The following is a 2,381-nucleotide window of genomic DNA, read 5'->3' as shown; positions in this document are numbered from 1 at the left end:
CCATTCGGCATAGCAGCCGCGCGGTTCGAGCGAGTTCACGATGATCCGGTTGTCCGCGATTTCCAGCGACACGCTGCGCGCGGCCGCGTCAAAGGCCGCCTGCGTCGCCTCTTCGTCGCCCAGCCCCCAGTCAAAGGCGCGGTTGTCGGGCGCTTCGTCGTGCAGCGTCTCGCCGCCTGTCTTCAGGTCGATCTTGGCGGGCAATTCGTCGATGTCGAGTTCGATGAGTTCGGCGGCGTCGCGTGCCTGATCGTAGGTATCGGCGACGATGATCGCCACCGGTTCGCCCACGTAGCGGACCTTGTCCCGCGCCAGCACGGGCCGTTCGGGTTTGGCGGCCTTGGTCCCGTCGCGGTTTTCCACCACGGTGCCGGGCATGGCGACCTTGACGCCCGCCGCTTCGAGGTCCGCGCAGGTCAGCACCGCATGGACCCCCTCTGCCGATGCGGCATCGCCTGTATTGATGCCGGTGATATGGCCATGCGCCACCGGGGAGCGCAGGAAAAACGCATGCAGCGCACCCTCGGGGGCGATGTCATCGACATAGCGCCCCTCCCCGGTGAGAAAGCGCACATCCTCCACCCGTTTCACGGGTTGGCTCTTGCCGAATTTTTCCATGTCGTTCTGCCCTTCGTGGCGATTTCCGCGTTAAGGCAGACACTAGCGATGGGGTGCCGGTTGTCCAGCGGACCGGGGCAGCCTTTGGGGCGGGCAGCGCGCGCGCGTCAGCCCTCCAACCCGGCGACCATGACGACCTCATGCAGGCCGTAGCCGTTGAAGGCGGTGCTCATGGCGACGGAATAGGCCCCCATGCCGCCGAAAAGCACGTAATCGCCCGGCTGCGTGTCTTCCGGCAGGGCAAGCCCGTCGGGCAGCCGGTCGAGCGAATCGCAGGTGGGGCCGAATGCCACACGCGGGCGCGCGGGGCCGGTCCGCGCCGCCCCCTCGGGCGAGACCACGCGCAAAAGGCCGCTCAGCCCCATGTCACGCAGATCCACGAGCCCGCCGTAGATACCGTCATTCAGATAGACCACCGCGCCGCCGTCGCGCATCGCCTTGATCCGGGTGCTCAACACGCAGGAGGGCGCTACCATGGCGCGCCCCGGCTCACAGATCAGTTGCGGTGCATCGGCACCGAAGGCCCGGGCGACCGCCGCACCCACGGCGGCAAAGACAGCGCCGTGATCGGGCTGGCCCTGCCCCCGGTCCGCAGCGAACCCGCCGCCGATGTTCAGCCGCCCGATACGCACCCCCGCCGCGCGGCAGATGCCCGCCGCCGCCTCAATGTACTGGACCCATGCATTGGCGTCCTCGCACTGGGTGCCGGGGTGAAAGCACAGGCCCGAGCGGAACCCCATGGCCGCCACGGCACGCAACAGCTCGGCGGCGGCGTCGGGCGAGGCGCCGAACTTGCTGCCGAAATCATAGGCCGCCCCCCGCACCGGCAGGCGAAAGCGCACCGCCACCTCTGCCGCGCGCGAGACATCGCGCAGCTTCGCCAGTTCCTCCGCATCGTCGACGGACCAGCTTTGCACGCCGAAGTCCCGCCCGGCGGCGATCTCCGCCTCCGACCGCACGGGGTTGTTGTAATGCAGCCGCGCCGCCGGACAGACCGCGCGCACCCGCGCCATTTCGGCGGGCGAGGCGACGTCGAAGGTTTCCACCCCCGCCGCCACGAGGTTCGACAGGACCTCGGCCCGGTCGTTGGCCTTGACCGCATAGGTCACGAGACCGGGGAACCCGGCGCGGAAGGCCGCGGCGGTGTCCTGCAGCACCGCGGGGGCGAAATGCAGCACCGGATGATCCGGGCGCGTTGCCGCCAAATGGGCCGCGGGGGAGGAATGAAGGGGGTCTGCTCTGCGCATGGGATGCCTCTTTGCTTGGTCGGGCGATTGTCTCTTTCGACCATTCTGGCCCGCGCGCAGGTCGAAATCGCTTGGCATAACGCCGATTTGCTGCGAACTTCACGGCATATCGACAGAGGTACCATGCAGATCGACGAAACGGACCGCCGCTTGCTTTCGGCCCTGCAGGCCAATGCGCGCCAGCCGGTGGCGGACCTCGCGCGGCTGCTCGGCCTTGCGCGCACCACCGTGCAGGCCCGGCTGGAGCGGCTGGAGCGCAGCGGGGTGATCCGGGGCTATACCCTGCGGCTGGGGGCGGAGGCGCGTCCGCCGCTCCATGCCACGGCGCTGGTCAGCATCGCCCCCCGCGCGGGCCCCGCCGTGCTGGCCCGGCTGCGCAGCCTGCCGGCGGTGCGGGTGGTGCACACGACCTCGGGCCGGTTCGATCTGCTGGTGCAGCTTGCCGNGCAGACAACGCAGGAGCTGGACGAGACGCTGGACCGGATCGGCGAGTTGCAGGGCGTGAACAGTTCCGAA

At 69.2% G+C, this 2,381-nt stretch carries 2 protein-coding genes and 1 pseudogene; 1 reads left to right on the top strand and 2 read right to left on the bottom strand.

Going from position 1 to position 2,381, the window contains the following annotated elements; genetic code table 11:
* Together A3764_RS16795 and A3764_RS16790 are read right to left on the bottom strand one after the other, a co-directional pair.
* Positions 1-618 (bottom strand): annotated as a pseudogene (locus A3764_RS16795) (xanthine dehydrogenase family protein); the annotation flags it as partial.
* 107 nt (positions 619-725) lie between these two features.
* Complete coding sequence (locus A3764_RS16790) at positions 726-1,865, bottom strand: type III PLP-dependent enzyme (protein WP_067951799.1); 1,140 nt, start codon at positions 1,863-1,865, stop codon at positions 726-728.
* Positions 1,866-1,988: 123 nt separating this feature from the next.
* On the opposite strand from A3764_RS16790, the gene A3764_RS16785 reads away from it, so the two are divergent.
* The coding region (locus A3764_RS16785; protein ID WP_067951798.1) for an Lrp/AsnC family transcriptional regulator at positions 1,989-2,381 on the top strand (393 nt) is incomplete at its 3' end.

The sequence above is a fragment of the Sulfitobacter sp. HI0129 genome, from assembly GCF_001635395.1.
In the GTDB taxonomy this organism is placed as follows: Bacteria; Pseudomonadota; Alphaproteobacteria; order Rhodobacterales; family Rhodobacteraceae; genus Sulfitobacter.
The sequence above is the reverse complement of the archived record's forward strand: the minus strand, read 5'-3'. Positions and strand labels throughout refer to the sequence as shown.

Bases quoted from the DNA above. Each gene is read 5' to 3' on its own strand.
- A3764_RS16790 (WP_067951799.1), bottom strand. From the start codon at position 1,865: ATGCGCAGAGCAGACCCCCTTCATTCCTCCCCCGCGGCCCATTTGGCG.